The sequence below is a fragment of the Rhizobacter sp. genome (assembly GCF_031412495.1).
GTDB lineage: Bacteria > Pseudomonadota > Gammaproteobacteria > Burkholderiales > Burkholderiaceae_C > Schlegelella_A.
The window spans coordinates 1-3,481 of the sequence record NZ_JANODC010000189.1; the positions used below are offsets into that span (position 1 = coordinate 1).

Annotated in this window: 6 protein-coding genes and 1 other RNA gene; all 7 read right to left on the reverse strand. The window is 68.6% G+C overall.

From position 1 onward, the window contains the following. Window positions 1–73 precede the first annotated feature (73 nt). The gene (locus AC30N0_RS06850) at window positions 74–523 is read right to left on the reverse strand and encodes a GatB/YqeY domain-containing protein (RefSeq protein ID WP_489517178.1); all 450 of its coding nucleotides are present in this window, start codon (window positions 521–523) and stop codon (window positions 74–76) included. 92 nt (window positions 524–615) lie between these two features. Continuing rightward, window positions 616–828: a 30S ribosomal protein S21 gene (gene rpsU, locus AC30N0_RS06855; RefSeq protein WP_056468472.1), complete on the reverse strand. Its 213-nt coding sequence runs from the start codon at window positions 826–828 to the stop codon at window positions 616–618. Between the two features lie 52 nt (window positions 829–880). Next, window positions 881–2,062 (reverse strand): BaiN/RdsA family NAD(P)/FAD-dependent oxidoreductase, encoded by a 1,182-nt coding sequence (locus AC30N0_RS06860; protein ID WP_489517179.1) that lies wholly within the window; start codon window positions 2,060–2,062, stop codon window positions 881–883. 49 nt (window positions 2,063–2,111) lie between these two features. After that, window positions 2,112–2,579: an EVE domain-containing protein gene (locus AC30N0_RS06865; RefSeq protein ID WP_489517180.1), complete on the reverse strand. Its 468-nt coding sequence runs from the start codon at window positions 2,577–2,579 to the stop codon at window positions 2,112–2,114. 21 nt (window positions 2,580–2,600) lie between these two features. Then, window positions 2,601–2,781: non-coding RNA, 6S RNA (gene ssrS, locus AC30N0_RS06870), on the reverse strand. A gap of 38 nt (window positions 2,782–2,819) precedes the next feature. Next, complete coding sequence (locus AC30N0_RS06875) at window positions 2,820–3,140, reverse strand: cell division protein ZapA (RefSeq protein ID WP_489517181.1); 321 nt, start codon at window positions 3,138–3,140, stop codon at window positions 2,820–2,822. Beyond that, complete coding sequence (locus AC30N0_RS06880; protein ID WP_489517182.1) at window positions 3,137–3,379, reverse strand: cell division protein ZapB; 243 nt, start codon at window positions 3,377–3,379, stop codon at window positions 3,137–3,139. The genes AC30N0_RS06875 and AC30N0_RS06880 overlap by 4 nt, the downstream gene beginning before the upstream one ends. Between the last annotated feature and the right edge of the window lie 102 nt (window positions 3,380–3,481).

Genomic DNA, 3,481 nt, shown 5'->3' on the forward strand with positions numbered 1-3,481 from the left:
GGGGGTGAGCTGGGGAGCCACGGAGAGCTCCTCGGACAGGCGTTGCACGTCGACGCTCATGTTCTCCCCTGGATCAGCGCGGTGCGAGCGCAGCTTTGACGGCGGCCGACACCAGGCCCATGTCGGCCCGGCCGGCGAAGCGAGGCCGCGCCGCCGCCATCACCTTGCCCATGTCGCCCGGACCGGTCGCTCCGGTCTCGGCGACGAGGGCGGCGACCTCCTCGGCGATCGCGTCGGCACCGAGCCGGGCCGGCAGATAGCTCTCCAGCACCGCCAGCTCGGCGCGTTCCTTGTCGACGAGGTCCTGCCGGCCGCCGGCCGTGAACTGCTCGATCGAGTCCTTCCTCTGCTTGCACAGCTTGTCGACGATGGCGACGATGGCCGCGTCGTCGAGGCTGATCCGCTCGTCGACCTCGCGCTGCTTCATCGCCGCCATGAGACCGCGGACGGTCAGCAGCCGGGGCGCATCCTTGGCGCGCATGGCCGACTTCATGTCTTCGCTGATCCGGTCTTTGAGGCTCATCGGAATCTCCAGCCTTGACTGTAAACGCCGGGCGGCGCCGCAAGCGACGAAGCCCGCCGGGGGCGGGCTTCGAAGGGATCGACGCAGGGCCGTCAGAACAGCTTCTTGGGAAGCTGCATGCTGCGGACCCGCTTGAAGTGACGCTTTACCGCAGCCGCCTTCTTGCGCTTGCGCTCGGCGGTGGGCTTTTCGTAGAACTCGCGGGCGCGCAGATCGGTCAGGAGACCGAGTTTCTCGATCGTCCGCTTGAAGCGGCGAAGCGCGACGTCGAACGGCTCGTTTTCCTTGACGCGGATCGTGGTCATGTGTGGCAGGGGGTTTCTAGCAAAGCCGGAGAGTATAACCGGGGGCGCCGGGCTAGGTCGCCTCCGCCAGTGCCCCGGCGCAAGCAGCTGCGCTGGCCCAGGCCCACTGGAAGTTGTAGCCGCCGAGCCAGCCGGTGACGTCGACCACCTCGCCGATGAAATGCAGGCCCGGGACTTTCCGGCTCTCCAGGCTGCGCGAGTCGAGCTCGCGTGTCTGCACACCACCGGCCGTCACTTCGGCCTTCCGGTAGCCCTCGGTTGCCGCCGGCGCGACGCGCCAGTTCGCCAGCTCCTCGGCCAGCGACGCGAGGTCGCGGTCGCGGCAGTCGGCGACGCGGCGCTCCGCAAGCTCGGGCTTGTCGTTCAGCCATGCGCCGGCCAGGCGCCGCGGCACGATGCCGGAGAGCAAAGTCCCGACGCGGCGCCCCGGCACTGCCTTGGCATCAAGAAGGAGGCGCGGCAGGTCCAACCCGGGGGCCAGGTTCACGGCGATCGATTCACCCGGTCGCCAGTACGTCGAGATCTGCAGCGCCGCGGGCCCGCTCAAGCCGCGATGCGTGAAGAGCAGGTCCTCGTCGAACTGCGCTGCTGCTCCGCCCGGCACCGTGCGGATGCGTACCGGCAGCGAGACACCGGCGAGCTCCGTGAAAGGCTGCCATGAAGCCGCCGAGCAGACGAGCGGGACCAGCGCCGGACGCGTCTCGACCACCGCGTGTCCGAACTGGCGCGCCAGCGCGTAGCCCCAGCCGCTCGCCCCGATCATGGGAATCGAGAGCCCGCCGGTCGCCACCACCAGCCGCGGCGCGTTCACTGCACCGGACGACGTCTCGAGCCGGAAGCCACGGTCACCGTGCTCGACGCTGCCCACGCTGCACGGCTGCCGCCGCTGCACGCCGCCCGACGCGCATTCGGCGAGCAGCATGTCGATCACCTGGCCGCTCGAGCCGTCGCAGAGGAGTTGGCCCTTGTGCTTCTCATGCCAGCCGATGCCGTATCGCTCCAGCAGCGCGATGAAGTCGTGCGGCGTGTATCGCGCCAGCGCCGACCGGCAGAAGTCGGGATTCGTGGACTCGAAGTTCGCCGGCGAGCAGCCGACGTTCGTGAAATTGCAGCGGCCGCCGCCGGAGATCCGGATCTTTTCCGCCACCTTTGCCGCATGGTCGATCAGGAGGACGCGCAGGCCCCGCTGCCCGGCCAACGCCGCGCACAGGAGGCCGGCGGCGCCGGCGCCCACGACGACGGCGTCGAAGCGCGTGGATGTGCTCAGCGGTCCGGCGCCGTGCTCAGCGGTAAGCTTCGAGGAGCGTGGTGACCTTGCGCCATTCGTCGTCGCTCACCGGAGTGATCGAGAGGCGGTTGCCGCGGCGCAGGAGGCGCATCGAGGCGAGCTCCGGGATCGTGCGCATCTCGGCCAGCGAAAGCAGCCGCGTTTTCTTCAGGACCCGCACGTCGACGTGGTACCAGCGCGGCTTCTCGGGTCTCGACTTGGCGTCGAAGTACGGGCTCTGCGGGTCGAACTGGGTCGCATCGGGGTATGCCGCCGAAGCGACCTCGGCCAGGCCGGCGACGCCCGGCTCGGGGCACGACGAATGATAGAACAGCACGCCGTCGCCCGGCTGCATGTCGACCCGCATGAAGTTGCGGGCCTGGAAGTTGCGGACGCCGACCCAGGGCACGGTGCCGTCCGGCGCTGCGGCCGCATCGTCGATCGAGCACTCGGTGGGCTCGCTCTTCATCAACCAGTACGGCATCGGATGCGTCGCAAGGAATAAGGTGTCCGCCGCGCACCGTGAACCGCATTCCTGAACCCAGGCAGTTCAGGTGGGCGAGGTCAGCCGGGCTTCGGGTTCATCTGACGCGAGACGATCACACCAACCGAGCGATGTTCCAAGCCCTTGCTCTTGCGAGCATCGGTTCAAGGAAATATAAAGTTCACGCGAGCGCAACGGACGCATTCATTCTACGACGGCAGCTCGTGGAACGAGCGCAAATCAGAGCAGTTGTCCGTCGGCGCCAAGGGCTATGTCGATGCGCCGGATGAGGCTGTCGAGGTCGACCTCCTCATGCGTCGCGGCGCCGTTCATCACGCCCGGATTCGTGGCGACGGCAGGCCGGCGCTCGGCCGGCGCGAAGGCCAGGTTCAACGCCGCGAGCACGGCGATGCGCTCGCGCGCCTTCACCTTGCCGCCGTCGCGGATCGTGCGCATCTCGCGGTCGACGGCGCTCACGGCCGCGAGCAACGAGGCCTCGCCGCCGTCGGGGCAGCCGAGGATGTAGCTCTGGCCCAGGATGGTGACTTCGACCTGCTTCACGTCAGGCCCTGCCGTGGCGGCCCGGCACCGCTGTCGACCGCCGCAGCCGGGTCGCGGGGCAGTCGCTCGAGCAGCACGTCGATGCGGCTGCGCGCCGCGTTCAGACGCGAGCGCAGGTTGTCGCGTTCTTCGGAGACGCTCTGCAGCTGCGCGACGAGCAGGGCGTTCGTTCGCCGCAGCTCCTCGTGGCGAACCAGCAGGCGCTCGACCCGGTCTGCGAGTTCCTCGATCTTGGACATGGGCGGCGCCTGCGGCAAGGTTGCCAAATTGTAGGCGTCGCCTCCCCGCTGCTTAGAATGCGAAGCGTTGGTGCCCGTGAAGGCGTTCATGCCTTCACAGTT